Source organism: Streptomyces sp. NPDC093094 (assembly GCF_044754345.1).
Classification (GTDB): Bacteria; Actinomycetota; Actinomycetes; order Streptomycetales; family Streptomycetaceae; genus Streptomyces.
This window is the reverse complement of record NZ_JBIVOX010000022.1, coordinates 32,240-49,904: the sequence shown is the minus strand read 5'-3', so window position 1 is coordinate 49,904 and position 17,665 is coordinate 32,240. Positions and strand designations below refer to the sequence as shown.

Below are 17,665 nucleotides of genomic sequence, written 5' to 3'. Positions count from 1 at the left end.
CCGTACTGATCTCAGTACCAGAGACAACAGGACCGGTACTGATGTGCGTACCGCTCTGCTCCGTACCGAACGCCGTCCCCGTACTGGTCTCAGTACCAGAGACAACAGGACCGGTACTGATGTGCGTACCGCTCTGCTCCGTACCGAACGCCGTCCCCGTACTGGTCTCAGTACCAGAGACAACAGGACCGGTACTGATGTGCGTACCGCTCTGCTCCGTACCGAACGCCGTCCCCGTACTGGTCTCAGTACCAGAGACGAGGGGGCCGGTGCTGATGTGCGTACCGCTCTGCTCCGTACCGAACGCCGTCCCCGTACTGATCTCGGTGCCGGACGCCCGCTCGTCACCGAAGAGCCCGCAGTCGTTGACGATCGGTACCAGGGCCTCGTCGACGGCGGCGGCCAGGTCTTCCCCTTCCAGGGCGAACCTCAGCAGCGCGAGTACGGCGGGGACCGACTTCCTCTCCGCCACCGCTCGGCCGAGGTCCACCATGAACCGGTCCCGGGACACCGGGGTGTCGCGGTGCTCGACGACGTAGTCCCGCAGCCATGCCAGCACCTCTGTGTCCGAGGCCACCGAGTGGATCAGCTGGTTGACGACCGATGCCTGCTGCGGCGAGAGCCTGCTGCCGCCGACATACTCGGACAGGATCTGCGCGGGGTCCGTGACGAACTGTTCGCGGAGCAGGAGGTCCGCCGACATGGCCCTGAACAGGGCGTCAACTCGTCGGCCGATGCCGACCGTTCGCAGCGACGGAGGGGCTGGCCTCTGATTCTCTTCGCCGACAACAGCCACGCGCATGCCCTTCTGTCCCGGGGAAATGCTTGCCCTCCACCCGTAGCACAGCGGCATATGCCAGGTGGGGGAGATCCGAGGTCGACTCGCTCAGCGCAGGCCCACATGCGCCCCTAAAGGGCCAATCGCGGCTGTCCGCTCCACGGTTCCCGCTCCGGATCGGCGCGCAGGAGGTGGAAGGCGTCCACCGGATCCGCCGCACGGGTGACCGCCCGTCCCACGACCACATGTGACACACCGGCGGCATGAGGGGCCGGGCCGCACGTGGAGTGCGACAAGCCCGCCCCGACTGCCGAAACGGGCTGGTCGGGTCTGACGGCCGTGCCCGGATCCGGTCAGGGGGGCGGCTCAGGTTCCGGATCCGGGCGGCGTGTGCCCGTGGTTGCGGTGGTCTCGTCGGAACGGGTCCGACGGCCGGCGAGGCGTCGGCCGGGGCTGGGCGGCTCGCCGGCCGAACGGGTCAGGTGCGCAGCCAGGCCGCGGTGTCGGGCGGAAGCTGTCCGTCGACGAGGGGGAGGGAGGACAGGAGGACGTCGGTGTGGGCGGGGAGGGGGGCGGGGGTGGTGGTGAGGTTGACGACGCACAGGAAGTCGTCACTGCGGGAGAAGGCGAGAACACCGTCTTCGGTGGGATGCCATCGCATGGGGCCGTCGCCCAGGGCGGGTTCCGCCGCGCGCAGGGCGAGGGCGGTGCGGTAGAGGGTGAGTACGGAGGCGGGCGTCCCGGCGAAGAACCCGAATCCCAGGCGATAGGTCATGACGCCGTGCGGCGGTTGCTCACGGGGGTGAAGGACGAGACCACGCGCACCGCGCTGTTCCTCATGCTGCGGGGATACACGATGAAGGAGATCGGCGAGTTCCTCGGCCTCTCGGCAGCGGCCGTCGCGATGCGCATGTCCCGGCTGAGAAAGAGCCGGCCGCAGCTGAGCGGCCCCGACTTCGCGACCTTGCTGAAGCAGTCCTCGCTCGGCACGCCCGGGGCGACGGCCCTGCGCGCTCGCACCGGCGCCGAGGCGCGTGAGCGCGTCGAGAAGCGGCTGGCCGAAATGGCGGGAGGCGCCCCCGGCACCGCACCGCCCGACAGCCCCGGTGAAGCCGAACCCGTACGAAAGACAGCCGGCCGACTGAGCGCTCTGCTGCGCGGCTACATCGAACAGCGCCGTCGGCAGACCGAGGAACAGCCGCAGAACAAGGATCGTCCCGACACCTCGGAGGTGGTCTGCGAGGTGGGCATGCGGCTGGTGGTCTCCAGCAGTTCCTCGGCGCGCGTCCCGACGAAGCTGCGATACCGGCGCTCGGATCCCTACGCCATCGAGGCGTGGTTCCGGACCGGCCCGGACGAAGAGGTGCACTGGGTGTTCTCCCGTGAGCTTCTCGCGGCCGGCCTTCGCACCCCCGCAGGCGAGATGGACGTGAAGATCCGGCCCGCCGTCACAGTCGGAACGGAGGTCGTCCACATCACCCTCCAGACCTCTGAGGGAACAGCTCTGCTGGAAGCCCCCCGAGCAGCTGTGCAGAGGTTCCTCCGACGCACGAACGAACTGGTGGCGCCTGGAGACGAGAGGCGACACGTCAACATGGACGACCTGCTCGAACTCGCCGCCTCCGATGGGCGGGACGCACCGGGCAGACCCGGCACCCCCGTCGAACCGGTGGCTCCGGAGGGCGAGTACGAGGACGACGAGTACGAGGGGGAAGAATACAAAGGGGAAGAGCACGAGGACGACGAAACAGCCGAGCCTGGTCAACTCCTCGACGAACAGCAAGGGCACGACCACTGATGCCGCTGCCGAGCCCGTCCTCCCGGGGCCGCGATCCGTGTCCGTCGACCGCAGTGCGATGAAAGGCGGCGCCACGCCCGGCGGGTTTCGTCGGACGGGGGCGAGGGCGCCGTGACGGATGGCTATGTGCTCCGCCGGTCTTGGGTGTCCTGGCGGAGCTGTCGGGTGTGCCGGGTCAGGGCGTCGATGCGTTCGGTGAGGTCGGTGTCCTGGGGCCGCAGGTGTGCCCGGGCCGCGGCCAGGGGCTGCACCAGGCGGGCGGCGTCGTTGTCGGCGAGGGCCAGGTTCAGTTCACCGACCGCGTCGTCGGCACCGGCGGGGAGGCCGGTGAGGGCGGTGACCTGTCCGGCCAGGCGGCGCAGGTCGGCTGCGTTGGCCCGGGCCCAGGTGGCCACGGTGCGGTCGGCGGCGCGGGTGTCGCGGGTGGCCTGGACCCGTTCCTCGCCGGTGCTTCCGGCCTTGCCGGGGCGCAGTCGCAGGTAGCGGCGTTCGGCGGCCTGCCTGCTGGCCACGCCGAGGGGGCCTGCGAGGTCGGCCCAGCTTGCGCCCTGCCCGCGGGCGGTTTCGATCAGTGTGCTCTCCCAGCCGGCGAGCTGTTCGCGGACCTCGCGCAGCATCAGCAGCGCGGCCAGGGCGTCGTCCGGGGCCGGTGCGGTGGTGGCGGGCGGTGGTGCGGGGTGCTGCTGTGCCTCTTTCAGGGACTGGCTGATGGCCTGCAGTGCTGCTGTGGCGGCGTGGAAGGGCATGGGGGCGGGGTGGGGGTCTGCCGGCGGCACGGCACGCTCCGTCTTCTTGTCGTCCTCCTGATGACGTTCTGTTTGTCATCGCTTCGATGACATGTTACAACGGGAGCACGTTGAAGCGCATTGGCAGTTCCTGCCTGAACCGTCTGGAGGTGTTTCGCGATGTTGATGCGCACCGACCCGTTCCGCGAGATGGACCGGATCGTCCAGCAGCTGTCGGGGACGTCCGGGACCTGGTCGAAGCCGTCGGTCATGCCGATGGACGCCTACCGCGAGGGCGACGCGTACGTGATCGCCTTCGACCTGCCGGGGGTGAGCACCGAGGCGATCGACATCGACGTCGAGCGGAACATGCTGACCGTGAAGGCGGAGCGCCGCCCGGTCGCGAAGGCCGACTCCGTCAAGATGGAACTCTCCGAGCGGCCCCTCGGTGTCTTCTCCCGCCAGATCATGCTGGCCGACACCCTCGACACCGAGCACATCCAGGCCGGCTACGACGCGGGGGTCCTGACCCTGCGGATCCCGATCGCCGAGCGCGCCAAGCCCCGCAAGATCAGCATCGGTACCGGGGCCGGCCCCAGGCAGATCTCCGCCTGAGGCTCCCGAGCCGGCCGGCAACGGAGGGCGGGAGAAGCCGATCCCCTCCGTCACCCGGCCGGCCTTCTTCACTCCTCCCCGGAGGTGATGCAGATGCCGATGCACAAAGAGTCGTTCCTGGCCCATGTCCAGGAACGCGGTGAGTACGAAACCGCCGAGGAAGCCGACCGCGTCGCCCGCGTCGTCCTGGCCCTGCTGGGCGCACACCTGGTCGGCACGGTGCGGGCCGAGCTGGCCGCCCGGCTCCCCGAGAGCTACGCGCTGATCCTCCTCAACCCGCTGCAGGCCGCGGAGCCGCTCTCACCGCAGCGGTTCGTCCGGGCGACCACGGCCTGGATCGAGGGCGCCACGGAGGAGACCGCCCTGTGGGACATCGGCGCGGTCCTGTCCACCGCGGCCGCCGCCGCGGGCGACGTCCTCACCCGCGAGATCCTGCTCCAGCTCCCGCCCGGCTACGACCTCCTCTTCGGCCGCCTCCAACCCGCCTGATCACCACCGACCACCGGCCGCCGGCCGGTTCCCTCCGCACAGAAAGGCAACCACAGCCATGCACGACCAGCCTCGTCGAGCGACCCCCTCCCGGCCCGTCATGACGTTCGACCAGATGCTGGAACGCGTGCGCTACGAAGGCGCCTACCCCACCCGCGAACGAGCTGCTGAAGCCGTCCACCACGTCCTGGGCGCCCTCGGCCGCCGGCTCACCGGGGACGAACGCGTCGACCTCGCCCAGCGCCTGCCCGTCGAAGCCGCCCTCACCCTGACCGCCCAGATCCCCGCCACCGAACACCTCACCGGCTGGGGCTTCGTCAAGGACCTGGCCGCCCGCACCGGCGCCACCCCGGCCACCACCCGCTGGGACACCGGCGCCGTACTCGCCGTCGTCAAACACCTGGCAGGCCCCGACCTCCTCACCAGGATCCTGCACCAGCTCCCGGACGGCTACGCCCTCCTCTTCGGCCAGGCAGAACTGCGCCGACCGCAGCCCACCGCCGCCTGACCGAACCACCCGCACGCCGACCCGACACGCCGTCGGGGCCGGGACCGCCGCGGCGGTCCCGGCCCCGACGGCGTGAGATTCAGTGCCTGAAGGCGTCCTTGCCCTTCTCCTTGGCCTCGCGCGCATCGCCCCTGGCCTGCTCCGCGCGGCCCTCGGCGGCCATCCGCTCATCGCCCGTCAGGCGACCGGCGGTCTCCTTGAGCTTGCCCTTGGCCTGCTCGCCCTTCGCCTTGGCCTTCTGCTCACCAGACACAACTGATCACTCCCTGCTCGATCGGAACGGCCTGACAGAACCCTCGTATGACCGCTGGGAGCCCCCATAAACGGGCAGTACCGCCCGACCTCAAGCACATCGCTGACAGGCCGGGTTCCACTCAGGCGGGCACGTGGGCCCGTCCCGGACGACCCCACCCGCTGCACCTCCGCCAAGACTCGCAAGAACTACGCCGGCACCAGCCCCGTGACCCGCACCTCCGGCAAAAGCCGCACCGTCCAGGCCCGCCGCGTCCGCAACAACCGCCTTGCCGACGCCCTCCAGCGCCATGCCTTCACCTCGCCGATGGCATCCCCGTACAGCACCTCACCGATCTCGTATCGCGGCATCGGCAGGCCGGATTCACCCATGAGCGCCATGCACATGACAGGGTCGAGCGGCATGAACAGGTTACGGACCAGGACCTGGCCCATGTGTGAAGGTCGACCCGCTCCCCCGGCGAAGGCCAAAGCCTGCCCGAGCCCGGGCAGCCCTGGCGCGGACGGAGCGTGTCCGACGCGGTGACTTCGAAGGCTCTCCCCCGTACCGCCGCTCACTCCGGTCGAACCGCCTGCCCGCGCAACCTCTTGACCCCGGCCGCGCCGGCGACTGGCGGCCCGGCCGGGCACAGCCTGACCCCGTATTGCACTAGTGCAAAATTAACTTGTTCCTAGCGCGAAACCTGGATACCTTCCGGTTCATGCCTGCCAAGACTCCGCTGCCCCTCACGCTCACCGGCCGCCAAGTACGCCTGGAGCCGCTCGCGGTGAACCACCTCGGCGAACTCTTCGAAGCAGGAGGCGGCGACGAGGAGGTGTGGCGGTGGCAGGGCGGGCCGACGCCCCGGACGCAGACGGAACTGGGCGGCAAGCTCACCGCCCTGCTCAAAGCCGCCGAGCAGGGCAGGTATGTTCCCTTTGCGGTCATCCACCGTGCCACCGGCCAGGCCATCGGCTGGACCACGTACATGGACGTCAACGCCGCCGAGGAACGGTTGGAGATCGGCTCGACATGGTACGGACGCGCGTACTGGCGCACCGCCGTGAACACCGAGTCGAAGCTGCTTCTGCTCACCCACGCCTTCGAAGACCTGGGCATGGGACGCGTACAGCTGAAGACCGATCACCTCAACCACCGCTCACAGGCCGCCATCGAAGGTCTCGGGGCACGCCACGAAGGCGTACTGCGCCGCCACCGCCGACGTCCGGACGGTACCTGGCGGGACACCGTGTACTTCTCGATCCTCGCCGACGAGTGGCCTGCGGCCAAGGAACGCCTGACCGCCCGCCTGCGAGCATTCGGTCATGCAGGACAGGGCCCGGCCATCGGCGTGACGGAACAGAGAACTGCCGCTCGGTCGGCCTGAGCTCGTTCAGCCCGGACTGATTCTCCGAACCGGGCATCCCCTCAAGGCGGCTCGCCGACAGCGACGCCTGCTGCGGCCGAGGGTCGCACCCGCGTCGGTTCTCCCGTCGCTCGGCAGCCCGCGCGTCTCGTGACCGAAGAACACCTGATGACGTCGAGTGACTCCATGACTGCATTCGGCAGTGATCATCGACGTCCGGTCTCCAGCGGCACACGAAGCGGTCGCGTTCCGGTGCACGCCTCCTTGTGTGCGCCTGCGTGTGCCCGGTGCTCCCGATACGCCCGAGCGGCGGGTGCGCTGTCGGAAAAGCAGGGAGGGGACGAACGACTCGTTCGACGGTGAGAGAGGCCGGATCCTGAGGTGCCTTCCAGCGTCCCAGCGGTACCGAGGACGTGTCCGCGACCACCGGCCTGGGCCCGCAGGAGCCGTGGTCCGGACGGCGACCGGGCTGACGGCCGGTCCCCGGCCGATCGATCAGCCGGTGGCCAGAGGCCAGGCATGTCACGGGCTCGGCGGGTTCTCGGCAGCCGGCCGGCCTTCCGGGTCCGGATTTCCCGGCGCCCGGAGGTCTCATGCACCCGGCGGCCGTCCAGCGCCCTACCGGCGCCGTCGCCTCGGCGGATACGAGTGCTTCGGCAGGTCTCAGGGACTCGGCGCGGTCAGGTAGCGCTGGATCGTCGGTGCCAGCCATGCCACGACCTCCGGCCGCGCCAGCCCCACCGCCGGAGGCATCCTCAGCACGTACCGCGTGAGCGCCAGCCCCAGCAGCTGCGACGCCATGAGTGCCGCCCGGGCCGGGACCTGCTCGGGGTCGGGGCACACCTGCCGGGTGACCGGGAGCAGTTGGTCCCGCAGGATGCCCTGCATGCGCTCCGCCCCGGCCTGGTTGGTCACGCCGACCCGCAGCAGGGCGGTGAGGACCTCGTTGTTCTCCCACATGTCGAGGAAGTGCTCGACGAGGATCCGTCCCGCGTCCTGCCGGCGGTCCGCCCCGCTGACGTCCGGCAGCCGCAGGTCGATGGCGACGGCCGCCGCGAAGAGGCCCTCCTTGTTGCGGTAGTACCGCATCACCATCGACGGGTCGATGTTCGCGTCCCTGGCGATGGCGCGGATGGTGGCTCGCTCGTAGCCGTCGGTCGCGAAGCGCTCGCGGGCCGCCGCGAGGATCGCGCCGCGGGTGACGTCGGAGCGGCGGGTGGCGCCGGAGCCGGAGCCGGGGGCCGTGGAGGTGCTGTCACTGCCGTTCATGCCAACAAGCGTAGGCCAACAAGCGTAGGCCAACAAGTGAGGGTCAACGAATGTTTGCCAACAACTGTTGACACCCCCCTCGGCGCCTCGCTACCTTCGTCAACGAGCGTTGGCCAACACTTGTTGGCCAACAGGCGACGGCAAGCAGGCACCGGCAACAGGAGGCCACCATGAACGGCACCACCGCCCACCGCACCGTGATCGTCGTCGGCTCCGGCCCCACCGGTCTCCTCCTCGCCGGTGACCTCGCCACAGCCGGCGTCGCCGTGACCCTCGTCGAGAAGCGGCCGCGCAGGACCAGCAACCTCTCCCGCGCCTTCGGGGTGCACGCCCGCACCCTGGAGCAGCTCGACGCCCGCGGCCTCGCCGACGAACTCCTCACCACCGGCGACACCATCACCGGCCTGCGGCTCTTCCGCCGCCTCTCCCTCGATCTGAGCACGCTGCCCTCACGTTTCCCGTTCCTGCTCATCACCCCGCAGTACGAGGTCGAGCGTCTCCTGGAGCGGCGGGCCCGCCAGGCCGGGGTCGAGTTCGCGTACGAGAGCGAGGTCGTGGGGCTGCGGCAGGACGACGAGGGGGTCGACCTCGACGTGCGCGGCGCGGACGGGACCGTCGTCACCCGCCGGGCGGCCTACGTCGTCGGCGCCGACGGCCACCACAGCGCCGTGCGGGAGGCGATCGGCCTGGACTTCCCCGGTGTCTCCGTCATCAAGTCGATGGTCCTGGCCGATGTCCGGCTGGCCGAGAAGCCCGAGGGTGTCCTCACCGTCAACGGCCGCGGCGACGCCTTCGCGATGATCGCCTCCTTCGGCGACGGCTGGTACCGGGTCATGGGCTGGAACCGCCGCAACGAGGTCTTCGACGACGCCCCGCTCGACCTCGACGAGGTCAAGGAGATCACCCGCCGTGCCCTGGGCACCGACTACGGCATGCACGACGCCCGCTGGCTGTCCCGTTTCCACAGTGACGAACGCCAGGCACCGCACTACCGCATCGGGCGGGTCTTCCTCGCCGGGGACGCCGCGCACATCCACTCCCCGGCCGGCGGGCAGGGCATGAACACCGGCCTCCAGGACGCCGCCAACCTCAGCTGGAAGCTCGCCGCTGCCGTCCAGGGCCGGGCGGGCGAAGGGCTCCTCGACAGCTACGAGACCGAGCGCCACCCGGTCGGCAGGGCGGTGCTGCGCAGCAGCGGCGGACTGGTCCGGCTGGCCCGCGCGCACCATCCGCTGCTGCGCGCCGCCCGCGCTGCGCTCTCCGCGTTCGTCGGCATGGCCCCGCCCGTCCAGCGCAAGGCCCTGGGGCAGATCACCGGGATCGGCTACGCCTACCCCGCCCCCCGCGGCGCCCACCGCCTCACCGGCACCCGCGTCCCCGACGTCGCCCTGAAGGACGGCCGGCTCTACGAGGCGCTGCGCGGCGGCCGGTTCGTGCTGATCACCTCCGGCACGTACGAAGGCCCCGGCGTCCGTGAGGGGTGGCTGACCGTGAAGCGCTGGGCGGGCGACCGCCGCACGACCGTCCTGGTACGGCCCGACGGATACGCGGCCTGGGCGGCGGAGAACGCGGACACGGCGGCAGTCGACGAGGCCACGGCCCGGTGTCTGGGACAGCCGGTGCTCTGACCGGCAAGGTTCGCCGGGTTGCGGTCGGACCGGGCGGTGACGTCCACGGCGACGCATGTGAGCGGTCGTGGCGGCCCGCCCCGGGCACCTCGATGCCCCGCCCCGTCCACGACGGTCGCACCGCCGACGGAACCGCTCGCCTGACGGGCCTCGAAAAAAGACGGGCCTCGAAAAAGATGTGGGCCGCTGTCGATCCGGCCGCGTCCCGTTCGACGTCATGGTGGGCGGCGCCTCGCCGCACGATGACGCGACAGGACCTGACGAGGACAGACGTGGACCAACTGCTGAGAGTGATGAACTTCAACGTCTCCAGGGACGGAATCGGTGCCGGCGAGCACCAGAGTCTTGAACGGCCCTTCGGCTGCGACCGTCCCGAGAGGCTGTTCGCCTGGGCCGGAGCCACGGCGAGCTGGCCCATGCGCACGGATCCCGGAGGGAGCCGGGGCCTGGACGACCACTTCACGCGGGACTTCGCGCGCAACATCGGTGCCGAGATCATGGGCCGCAACAAGTTCGGGCCCCAGCGCGGGCCCTGGCAGGACCATGAGTGGCGTGGCTGGTGGGGGGAAGAGCCCCCGTTCCGCACTCCGGTGTTCGTCATGACCCGCCACACGCGTCCGTCGTTCACGCTCTCCGACACCACGTTCCACTTCGTCGACGGGGACCCGGCCACGGTCCTCGAACGGGCGCGGGAAGCGGCGCAGGGCAAGGACGTCCGGCTCGGCGGCGGGGTCACCACCGTCCGGCAGTTCCTCGATGCCGGTCTCGTCGACACCATGCATGTGGCGGTGTCACCGGTGGAGCTCGGGTCCGGACTGCGGCTCTGGGCGTCCCCCGACGAACTGCTCGACCGGTTCCATCTGGACGTCGTGCCCAGCCCGAGCGGCGTGACGCACCACCTGTTCTGGCGAAGATGACGAGAGGGCCCCGGGTCCAGGCTGCGGCTGCGGCTGCGGCTGCGGCTGCGGCTGCGGCTGCGAGGAAACGTCCATGCCCGTCAGGGCACTGACCACGCCGTGGCGATTCCTGCTTCTCCAGCCCCTCGGCCCCGCATACAGCCCACCCCGTCGCGCAGGAGGCCGGGGTCCGAGGCCCCGGCCTCAGCGGGCCGACGACCTCGCGGCCCGCCTCCCCGAAGAAGCCGACAGCCCGGACACCGGCTGAACACGCCGAACATGAAGGTCCGTCAGGAATGCCCCCGCGGGCCGCCGACTCACGGTCAGCCGCGGCAGGGGCTTCGCGCGCGTCACCGCACCGCCGGAGGCGGAGGGCATCGGCCCCGCCGTGCTCGCCCCCTGCCGCGGCGATCCGGCTGCTCGTGCTCCCGGTCGGACCGGGTGAAGGTCTTCTCCGGCTGGGGCGCCTCGTACAACGCGGTCGTCGGCGTGGGCGACATCACGGACGACGGCCACGCCGACCTCCTCGCCCGCACGCCCGGCGGCCAGATGGGAGCAAGCCGATCGAATGCGGGTGCGATCCGGGCGATAGCATGCGCTCGCCGCGACGATGCTCCCTGATCACGCAGACCAGGGGCCGGCATTCCACCCGGGGGGTTTCCACATGGGCATGCGTGCCACCGCGACCGCGACCGCTGTCGCCTCGCTCACGGTCCTGTGCCTGAGCACATCACCGGCCACAGCCGAAACACGCCTGGGTGACACGCAGATCATCTCCGCCTCCGTCAACGGCGGGAAGCCTCTCGTGATCGGAACCGACGAGCGGGTGACCTTCACCGCGACCGTCACCGCCGGCGACCCCGCAGGCTTCGACCACATCGACGCCTGGCTGTACCGGGGCCCCGCCGCCGCGCCCACCGGCGCCCTGGGGGCATTCGACAAGCCGCCGTGCACGGTGGTCGACGCAGCCACCACCCGATGCGACTTCTGGTTCACCATGGGCGACGGCTGGTGGCAGAACGCCGACGCCGGCGCCTGGCGCCTCTATGTCGATGCCGAAGCACTGGACGGCGACCACCACCGCAAAGCGGCAGCGTCCTTCACCCTCCAGCGCGCCTCGAAGCTGACCGTCGACGCGGCGCCCGAGCCCGTGACCAAGGGCAAGCCGATCACCGTCACCGGCGCTCTCAGCCGCGTCAGCTGGAACGACTTCACGTACCACCGCTACGCCAACCAGCCCGTACGCCTGCAGTTCCGCACCCCCACCGGCCACTACACCACCGTCAAGACCGTCACCGCCGGCCCCACCGGCCACCTCAGGACCGTTGTCACCGCCACCCGCGACGGCTACTGGCGCTACAGCTACCCCGGCAACACCACCACCGGCCCCGCCAACGCCCCCGGCGACTACGTCGACGTGCGCTAAGGGGAGCGCCTTCGGGTTCACGTCCAGCCCGGTGAAGAGGGGCGGAGCTTCGCGGTCTGCCGTCGCGAAGCCGCGTCGGCGTGAGCGCTCTGCGTGATGAGGCAGGGGGTGCCGTCAAGCCCGTGGAGGTGCGCCTCGTCGGGCGTGGCTGACCAGGTTCTGGGCGTCGTCGGCGCCGTACACGGCCGACTCGCTCAGGGTGCACCACACGCGCTGGCAGGTGGTGACGGAGTCGGTGTCGTCGCCGTCCTCATGCTTCATCCGGCCGGCTCAGAACGAGGAGGGAAAGGGCTCGACGGTATGCGTGAGCATCCCGCTCATGCATACCGCCTTCGTCTGGCGCTGTGACGGGAGACTCTTTCGGCCGAGATCGACTCCCGCATCAGGCACGGCAGTGGCACGAGCCCCGGCCGACGGCAGTCAGCCACGACGGCGGGTGCGCCGACCTGGCACGTACGGGTATGCCTCGCCGCACCCCACCGGCCTCGGCCACGCCGTCGATGTGTGTCTTCGACCAGGGCGAGCTGCGCCGATGGGACCGTGATCACAGATCCGGAGCCCTCAGCTCGGGAGCTGCGATCGTCTGCGGCTCATCGGGACACCGACCCGGACGAACGTCAGGGGTGCGGCCGGTGGCTTCCTGCCGGAACGGCAGCAGAAACCGGGGACGGCGTGGGAATCTATGCCACGAGCTCGCCGGGGTGTCCGTCTCCAGCTGTCCGTGGGCTTCCTCGGCCGGCACGGGATGCACGATGCTGCGGCCTGGAGTGTCACCCAGTTCCACCGCTTGGAAGAATCTGGTACCGGAAGGGTGTCAGGATCCTGGACCAACTCGCCTTCTCAAAGTTCCTCCGGCGTCGACCCCGGGTTCGAATCCGGGAGGTTGTCCCGCCCCTCATCCGGCAAGCCACTGAAGTTTCCCCGCCTCACTCGCAGGAGACATGCTTTCATGCCCGTTGAGTTACAAGCCGGCCTGATCAGCGCTGGCGTGTCAACGCTGATCCTCGTCCTCGGTGAGCTTTTCCTCCGGCAGCGTGCCCGCCAAGAGAAGAGGCAGAGCACCCAGGACACTTACCAGAAGTATTCCGAGCCACTCGCGTTGAGTTCGGTGGATCTCTTCTGGCGCCTGCGCGAGGTCTTCGACACAAGCGGTGCGGGCTTCTACCTTCAGGGTCAGGTCCATCTCACCAAGTTCGAGCACTACAAGGCTCTCAGCACGCTGTATCGCCTCGCGGTCGTGCTCGGCTGGGTTCGTGCCCTGCGACGCGAGTTGTTCTTCCTTCCCGAGGCGAGCAAGGGATCCGTCAAACGGCTTGACGATGCGCTGCACTCCTTCACCTCGGCTTTTGCGGAGGGAAGGCATGTGGAAACAAGGAAGGTCGCTTCATTGATGAGCCTGTGGACCATCAGTGCCGACCCCTCGACCGAAGTGGCCACGCAGGCGGGCATACGGATCGACCGCGAGCAGAGAAGGTTTCTCCACGAGGCGCAGATAGCCAGCGCCAACCAGTTGCCTGACGATGACAAACTGCGTCTGTGCCAAGCGGTGGCCGACATACTGGCGGACACGATCGAATCTCCGCGCGTCACTGTCGGTATCGTCGAGGAGACACGTCACCGGGCGATTTCATGTCTGGCGGTCCGCGAGGCATGGATCTACCGTGACTGGCAGGCCGCGATCGGTGACCTGGTGCTCCGTGAAGCCCAGATGGGCCAACGACAGTTCGAAGTCATCGGATACAAACAATTCGAGGAGATGAGCGTCAACGGCGAGGAGGAAGACCGCCTGTGGTTGCGCCGCCTTCACACCGTCATCGACGACCTCGACGTCGGTGGCGACCGCACGCGCGATGCGCGTATCGACCAGCTTTCGGAGATCTACGTGGCCGCCGCGCGCATCATCAAGGCATTGCATGACGCCGACGCCGCCCAATCCAGGATCTCTTCGGCGACGGTGCGCGCTGTCCATGAAGTGCTGGCTTCCACAGAAGTCAGCTGATGACGCAGAGTGTTGACCAGGAGGGACGGGGCACCAGCCAACGGAGGGTGCGCCGAACAATCAGGCGCGTGTGCCTCGTACATCCCCATCGGCCTCGATCACGCTTGCTCTGCGGCATCCGTCAGAGTCGGCTGTGACGGCGGAACCGTGGTGGGGGCATTGGGGAATGACTTCTTCGTCCCGAAGTAATCTTGGTCGCTGTCCGGCCGAGGAGGAATCGGCGCGCTGACCTGCGCCGGCCGTCCATGAACGTGCGTGAAATCGTGCCACCGTACGCGGACGTTGTCACACAGCTGGACTCGAGCCGCCCCTTGAAGCATTACCGGTCAGATGTCGCGCAAAATCGGTACGAGTCGATCAGATAGCGAAAAGTGTGGCCAAGCTAACACACTCGCGGTAAAGTCAATCGTATGACTCAACAGTCCCAAGAGATGCCGACATGTTTTGTTATTTCCCCCATCGGGAGCGAAGACTCCGAGGTGCGGATGGCCGCGGACGACTTCTTGGAATTACTTCTCGAACCAGTATTATCCAGCTACCGCTTCAAAGTGGTGCGCGCCGACCGGATGGCGACGCCGACTGCCATCACGACGGACATTGTTCGCCTTGTTCAGGAGGCGGAACTCTGCATCATCGATCTGACCGGCCATAATGCGAATGTATTCTACGAGTGCGGTCGCAGGCATGAGACCGGTCGGCCGTTCATCCAAATGGTGTCGAAGAACTGGGAAAATCAACTCCCTTTCGATGTCGCCGGAATTCGCACGCTGACCTACGATCTAGGAAACCCTCGGGCCGTTCTGGCATCTCAGACTGCGCTTCGTACATTCATTGACGCCATTGCGAGCGGAGAGGTTGATCAGAGGTCCACGGGGGCGTCCATGTCCACGGTCGCGCAGAGCCTTCAAAGAATTGAGCGGAAACTCGATACGCTGACTTCAGCTCGCAGTCAATCCGCTGACTCAGGAGGCTCCAGAGACAGTTTCGACCTGCTGGTCATGTCGCCTCGCGAAGCCTGGTTCACCTGTATGCGAGCAGGCGACTTCGCCGGCGCGACGGCACAGCTGGACCGACTCAAGCGGGCGGGCGACTCGAAAGAATACCTAGCGGCCATCAGCTTCCTGCTCGCCGCCGGTCACGAAGAGACCTTTCCCCGCATGGAAAGCGAGATCAATGCATTAGTGGATCGCGCCGATGCCGGGGAGCTCGACGATCAAGGCTGGGATGCTCTCGCTTCCGCGCTGGCCGGGCTTCGGAGTTTTTTTGCAAATTACGGTCGCGCACGAGAAGGCGTCAACTACGTCAGGAGAGTGATCTCGCGACTCCCTGACGCCGGTGAACATTCCAGCGAACTCGCAAGAATGTACAACATCGTCGGCATGCTGGCATGGGTCTGCAAGGATTTCGATACCGTCATCGAATACACGTCGCGAGCCTTCAATACATTCGACGGAGAACCAGCATACGTCTACAACTTGCTTTTGGTGTACGAGGAGACACGCGGACGGGATGACCCCACATTCCAGCAGTGGCTCGACCGGCTCGCCGCGTACGATCGACTGCCTGTCGTCCACCAGGAATACCTTGCGCAATATGGCCGGACCTACTCCGGCGGAACAATCGAGGGGTCTCCGGAGGACGGGGAGGACGAATACTCGGCTTGAACCATGGACGGCGTCGTCGAGAAGAGTGGAAGGTCGACCGCGGGTGCCGGACCGGCAGGCTCTGTGCGGGATCCTGTTCGTTCTGCACACCGGCACCCGGTGGGAGCACCTGCCCAGGAGCTCGGCTTCGGCTCGGGGATGACGTGCCGAAGCCGCCTGGCGGCCTGGAACGAGGCCGGTGTCTGGGACCAGCTCCATCAGGCCCACCCACGCCGTCCTGGTCCCTGACACCCGCGAGCCCGCCACTTCTTCGGCGGAGCAGCGCCGCTCTCGCAGGGTGGCTGCGTTGTCCGTTCAGAGGTGCCCGGCCGCAGACCGAGGTGCCCTCCGGAGGAACCGTGCAGTTCACCGGCCTGGCCGTCCGCGGGCGGCCACCTCGCCTGTGCCGTGGCAGGCATTCCCGGTAGTGGTGTGTGGTGGGATGACGGGACTGCGCCGTCGATCCTCCGGGAGCCCTTCGTGACGTCCTCGTACCCGTCCCTGACGCACGCCTTGGGCGAGGCTTTGGTCGATGTCCTGTGGTTCATCGACGGAAGCGAGGACGAGCAGATGGCTCCGGACGACGCGGTCAAGGTCCTGGAGGGCGTCGCCCGCTTGTTCGGCACGCTGTCGAACGATCAGCAACAGGAGTTGCTCGCCCTGGTCGGGGAGATGGCGGTTGCCGAGACCGATCCGGCTCGCCGCACGTTCCTGGAAGAGTTCCCGGAGGGCTTCGGGCTCATCGCCGATGTGTCCTGAAGGATTTCAGCCTGCCGTACAGGACAGGCACCGAACCAGGTCGCGGTGGTTGCCCCTCCGCCCCCGCTCATCACCATGAACCCGACGATGTCGGACAGCGGCATGGTGGGACGCGAAGAAGCGGCCCGTCCGGGGCATTCCGAAGGGGATCGTCCTGTCGACGACGCCGGAGGGCCGGCGCGCCGGTCGTCTTCACCGGGGGCGAGGAACATCGGGACGAAAACCGGCGCCAAGCCTCTGCCGGCCCTGGTGGGCGGCTGACGGGGTGTCGGTCGTGGGGCCGGTCTGGAGTTGCCTCACGGGCAACGTCCTATCATCTGCGGGAGCTTGGTTCGTCGCCTGAGGTGACGTTCTCCGGGCCGCACATGAAGCGGCCCTGTCGTCCCGTGGCAAGGGGGAAGCGGTGCCCGCTGTCGTGCAACTGCCGGCCGGGAAGGCGTCGACCGCCCGCGCAGCGGCCGTTGCCGACTTCGTCGACGGAGTACACCGTGCCCGCCGCACCGCTGCATGACCCCCCTGGAGAACAACGACCACCAAGCCCTTGTGGCAGAGGTGGTGGGGCATCGGCTGCCTGGTCGTCGGCGCCTCGTTCGCGTCGGTCTCCGGCCTGCGCGCTCATCGGCGACCGCGGCGGCCGCGGCTCGCCGTCCCCTGCCCGGGACGCGTCAGGTCCCGCTCGGCAGGCCGGTCCTGCACCGCCCGCCTGCGCACGTCGCGCTCTTCCCCCTGATCTCGGACGTCGTCGTGCTCACGCACGTGGTCACGCCGGCGACCCGACCGCGGCCCTGTGGGCCGCCTGCCTGGCTCCTTGGCCGGGCAGACCCCCTTTCCGCACCACCATGCAAGGAGTCCACACAGTGAGGCCGCAAGCCATGAAGATCCCCACTCTCGCCAAGCGTGCCCGTCTCGGGCACCGCACCGCCGCCGCCCTGTTCGGCGCCGCCGCCCTGACCGGGCTGGCCGCGGTCGTCGCGCCGTCGGCCGACGCCGCCGAACTGCCCGGAGGCATCGTCTGGGACCACACGTACACCGGCACGGGCGTCAAGGTCTACGTGGAGGAGCACGGAGACATAGTCTCCGTGTGCGACACGTCCGCGAACGGCCACTCGGCCTGGGTGGCGGTCTCCGACATCACCAACAACATCTCGGGCTACAAGCTCACCGTCACCGGCGGCAAGGGCAGTTGCGCCACGCACCGGGCCAGTGACGGCACCAGGTACAACATGGAGGAGAACGCCCGGATCGCCCTCAACTACGAAGGCGCGGGCGGCCGGGGCTCGTACTACGTGAGCTTCGTCAACGACCACTGACAGCCGGACGGTCCGTGCGCGTCGCGCACGGACCGCTGCCCGTACGTGTCCCGGCCGGCCGGGCCGGACCGCGGCCCGACCCCACAAGCACGCCACGGCCCACGGTCACCCCTATGCCCCGGTCAGACTCGTCGTCGACCACGAGAATCTGCGCAAGGATCCCCGTCTCGCCAAGTGGGTCGTCGCTCACACCCGCCTGGGCGACCCGCTCGCCATGTCCTTGA

19 protein-coding genes and 1 pseudogene are annotated in these 17,665 nt (G+C 68.6%); 13 read left to right on the top strand and 7 right to left on the bottom strand.

Features of this window, described 5'->3' with window-relative positions; genetic code table 11:
- The coding region (locus ACIQGV_RS33485; protein ID WP_402501521.1) for a hypothetical protein at window positions 1-796 on the bottom strand (796 nt) is incomplete at its 3' end.
- A gap of 460 nt (window positions 797-1,256) precedes the next feature.
- A complete protein-coding gene (locus ACIQGV_RS33480) occupies window positions 1,257-1,553 on the bottom strand; it encodes a DUF3459 domain-containing protein (RefSeq protein ID WP_402501518.1) in 297 nt (98 codons plus the stop codon).
- 27 nt (window positions 1,554-1,580) lie between these two features.
- On the opposite strand from ACIQGV_RS33480, the gene ACIQGV_RS33475 reads away from it, so the two are divergent.
- A complete protein-coding gene (locus ACIQGV_RS33475) occupies window positions 1,581-2,576 on the top strand; it encodes an SsgA family sporulation/cell division regulator (RefSeq protein ID WP_402501515.1) in 996 nt (331 codons plus the stop codon).
- Between the two features lie 122 nt (window positions 2,577-2,698).
- Here the strand turns inward: ACIQGV_RS33475 and ACIQGV_RS33470 are convergent, their stop codons facing one another.
- On the bottom strand, window positions 2,699-3,322 hold the full coding sequence (locus tag ACIQGV_RS33470) for an HSP18 transcriptional regulator (protein WP_402501512.1): 624 nt from the start codon (window positions 3,320-3,322) through the stop codon (window positions 2,699-2,701).
- Window positions 3,323-3,481: 159 nt separating this feature from the next.
- Here ACIQGV_RS33470 and ACIQGV_RS33465 point away from each other — a divergent pair, with 159 nt between their 5' ends.
- From ACIQGV_RS33465 to ACIQGV_RS33455, 3 genes are all read left to right on the top strand, one after another.
- A complete protein-coding gene (locus ACIQGV_RS33465) occupies window positions 3,482-3,916 on the top strand; it encodes an Hsp20/alpha crystallin family protein (protein ID WP_402501509.1) in 435 nt (144 codons plus the stop codon).
- Between the two features lie 93 nt (window positions 3,917-4,009).
- Window positions 4,010-4,405, top strand: coding sequence for a DUF2267 domain-containing protein (locus ACIQGV_RS33460; RefSeq protein WP_402501506.1), 396 nt, complete (start codon window positions 4,010-4,012; stop codon window positions 4,403-4,405).
- Between the two features lie 58 nt (window positions 4,406-4,463).
- The gene (locus ACIQGV_RS33455; RefSeq protein WP_402501503.1) at window positions 4,464-4,913 is read left to right on the top strand and encodes a DUF2267 domain-containing protein; all 450 of its coding nucleotides are present in this window, start codon (window positions 4,464-4,466) and stop codon (window positions 4,911-4,913) included.
- 79 nt (window positions 4,914-4,992) lie between these two features.
- On the opposite strand, the gene ACIQGV_RS33450 is transcribed toward ACIQGV_RS33455, so the two are convergent.
- Both ACIQGV_RS33450 and ACIQGV_RS33445 read right to left on the bottom strand, forming a co-directional pair.
- Complete coding sequence (locus ACIQGV_RS33450; RefSeq protein WP_402501500.1) at window positions 4,993-5,166, bottom strand: CsbD family protein; 174 nt, start codon at window positions 5,164-5,166, stop codon at window positions 4,993-4,995.
- Window positions 5,167-5,354: 188 nt separating this feature from the next.
- Window positions 5,355-5,600 (bottom strand): hypothetical protein, encoded by a 246-nt coding sequence (locus ACIQGV_RS33445; protein ID WP_402501497.1) that lies wholly within the window; start codon window positions 5,598-5,600, stop codon window positions 5,355-5,357.
- A 266-nt stretch (window positions 5,601-5,866) separates the two neighbouring features.
- On the opposite strand from ACIQGV_RS33445, the gene ACIQGV_RS33440 reads away from it, so the two are divergent.
- Window positions 5,867-6,532, top strand: a complete 666-nt coding sequence (locus tag ACIQGV_RS33440; RefSeq protein WP_402501494.1) for a GNAT family N-acetyltransferase — start codon at window positions 5,867-5,869, stop codon at window positions 6,530-6,532.
- Between the two features lie 642 nt (window positions 6,533-7,174).
- Here the strand turns inward: ACIQGV_RS33440 and ACIQGV_RS33435 are convergent.
- Window positions 7,175-7,780, bottom strand: coding sequence for a TetR family transcriptional regulator (locus tag ACIQGV_RS33435; RefSeq protein WP_402501491.1), 606 nt, complete (start codon window positions 7,778-7,780; stop codon window positions 7,175-7,177).
- A gap of 170 nt (window positions 7,781-7,950) precedes the next feature.
- On the opposite strand from ACIQGV_RS33435, the gene ACIQGV_RS33430 reads away from it, so the two are divergent.
- From ACIQGV_RS33430 to ACIQGV_RS33420, 3 genes are all read left to right on the top strand, one after another.
- The gene (locus tag ACIQGV_RS33430) at window positions 7,951-9,408 is read left to right on the top strand and encodes an FAD-dependent monooxygenase (protein ID WP_402501488.1); all 1,458 of its coding nucleotides are present in this window, start codon (window positions 7,951-7,953) and stop codon (window positions 9,406-9,408) included.
- A gap of 272 nt (window positions 9,409-9,680) precedes the next feature.
- Window positions 9,681-10,325: a dihydrofolate reductase family protein gene (locus ACIQGV_RS33425; protein WP_402501485.1), complete on the top strand. Its 645-nt coding sequence runs from the start codon at window positions 9,681-9,683 to the stop codon at window positions 10,323-10,325.
- 649 nt (window positions 10,326-10,974) lie between these two features.
- Entirely contained in the window at window positions 10,975-11,730 is a 756-nt protein-coding gene (locus ACIQGV_RS33420; RefSeq protein ID WP_402501482.1) for a calcium-binding protein, read from the top strand.
- A gap of 114 nt (window positions 11,731-11,844) precedes the next feature.
- Here ACIQGV_RS33420 and ACIQGV_RS33415 read toward each other — a convergent pair whose 3' ends face one another.
- Window positions 11,845-11,991 carry a hypothetical protein gene (locus ACIQGV_RS33415; protein ID WP_402501479.1) on the bottom strand — a complete coding sequence of 49 codons (147 nt, stop codon included), beginning with the start codon at window positions 11,989-11,991 and terminating at the stop codon, window positions 11,845-11,847.
- 688 nt (window positions 11,992-12,679) lie between these two features.
- Here ACIQGV_RS33415 and ACIQGV_RS33410 point away from each other — a divergent pair.
- From ACIQGV_RS33410 to ACIQGV_RS33390, 5 genes and pseudogenes are all read left to right on the top strand, one after another.
- A complete protein-coding gene (locus tag ACIQGV_RS33410; protein WP_402501476.1) occupies window positions 12,680-13,729 on the top strand; it encodes a hypothetical protein in 1,050 nt (349 codons plus the stop codon).
- A gap of 410 nt (window positions 13,730-14,139) precedes the next feature.
- Entirely contained in the window at window positions 14,140-15,393 is a 1,254-nt protein-coding gene (locus tag ACIQGV_RS33405) for a hypothetical protein (RefSeq protein WP_402501473.1), read from the top strand.
- Between the two features lie 28 nt (window positions 15,394-15,421).
- Window positions 15,422-15,594: pseudogene (locus ACIQGV_RS33400) on the top strand (transposase); the annotation flags it as partial.
- A gap of 258 nt (window positions 15,595-15,852) precedes the next feature.
- Complete coding sequence (locus ACIQGV_RS33395) at window positions 15,853-16,131, top strand: hypothetical protein (RefSeq protein WP_402501470.1); 279 nt, start codon at window positions 15,853-15,855, stop codon at window positions 16,129-16,131.
- 872 nt (window positions 16,132-17,003) lie between these two features.
- Window positions 17,004-17,441, top strand: a complete 438-nt coding sequence (locus ACIQGV_RS33390) for a hypothetical protein (protein ID WP_402501467.1) — start codon at window positions 17,004-17,006, stop codon at window positions 17,439-17,441.
- Window positions 17,442-17,665 lie beyond the last annotated feature (224 nt).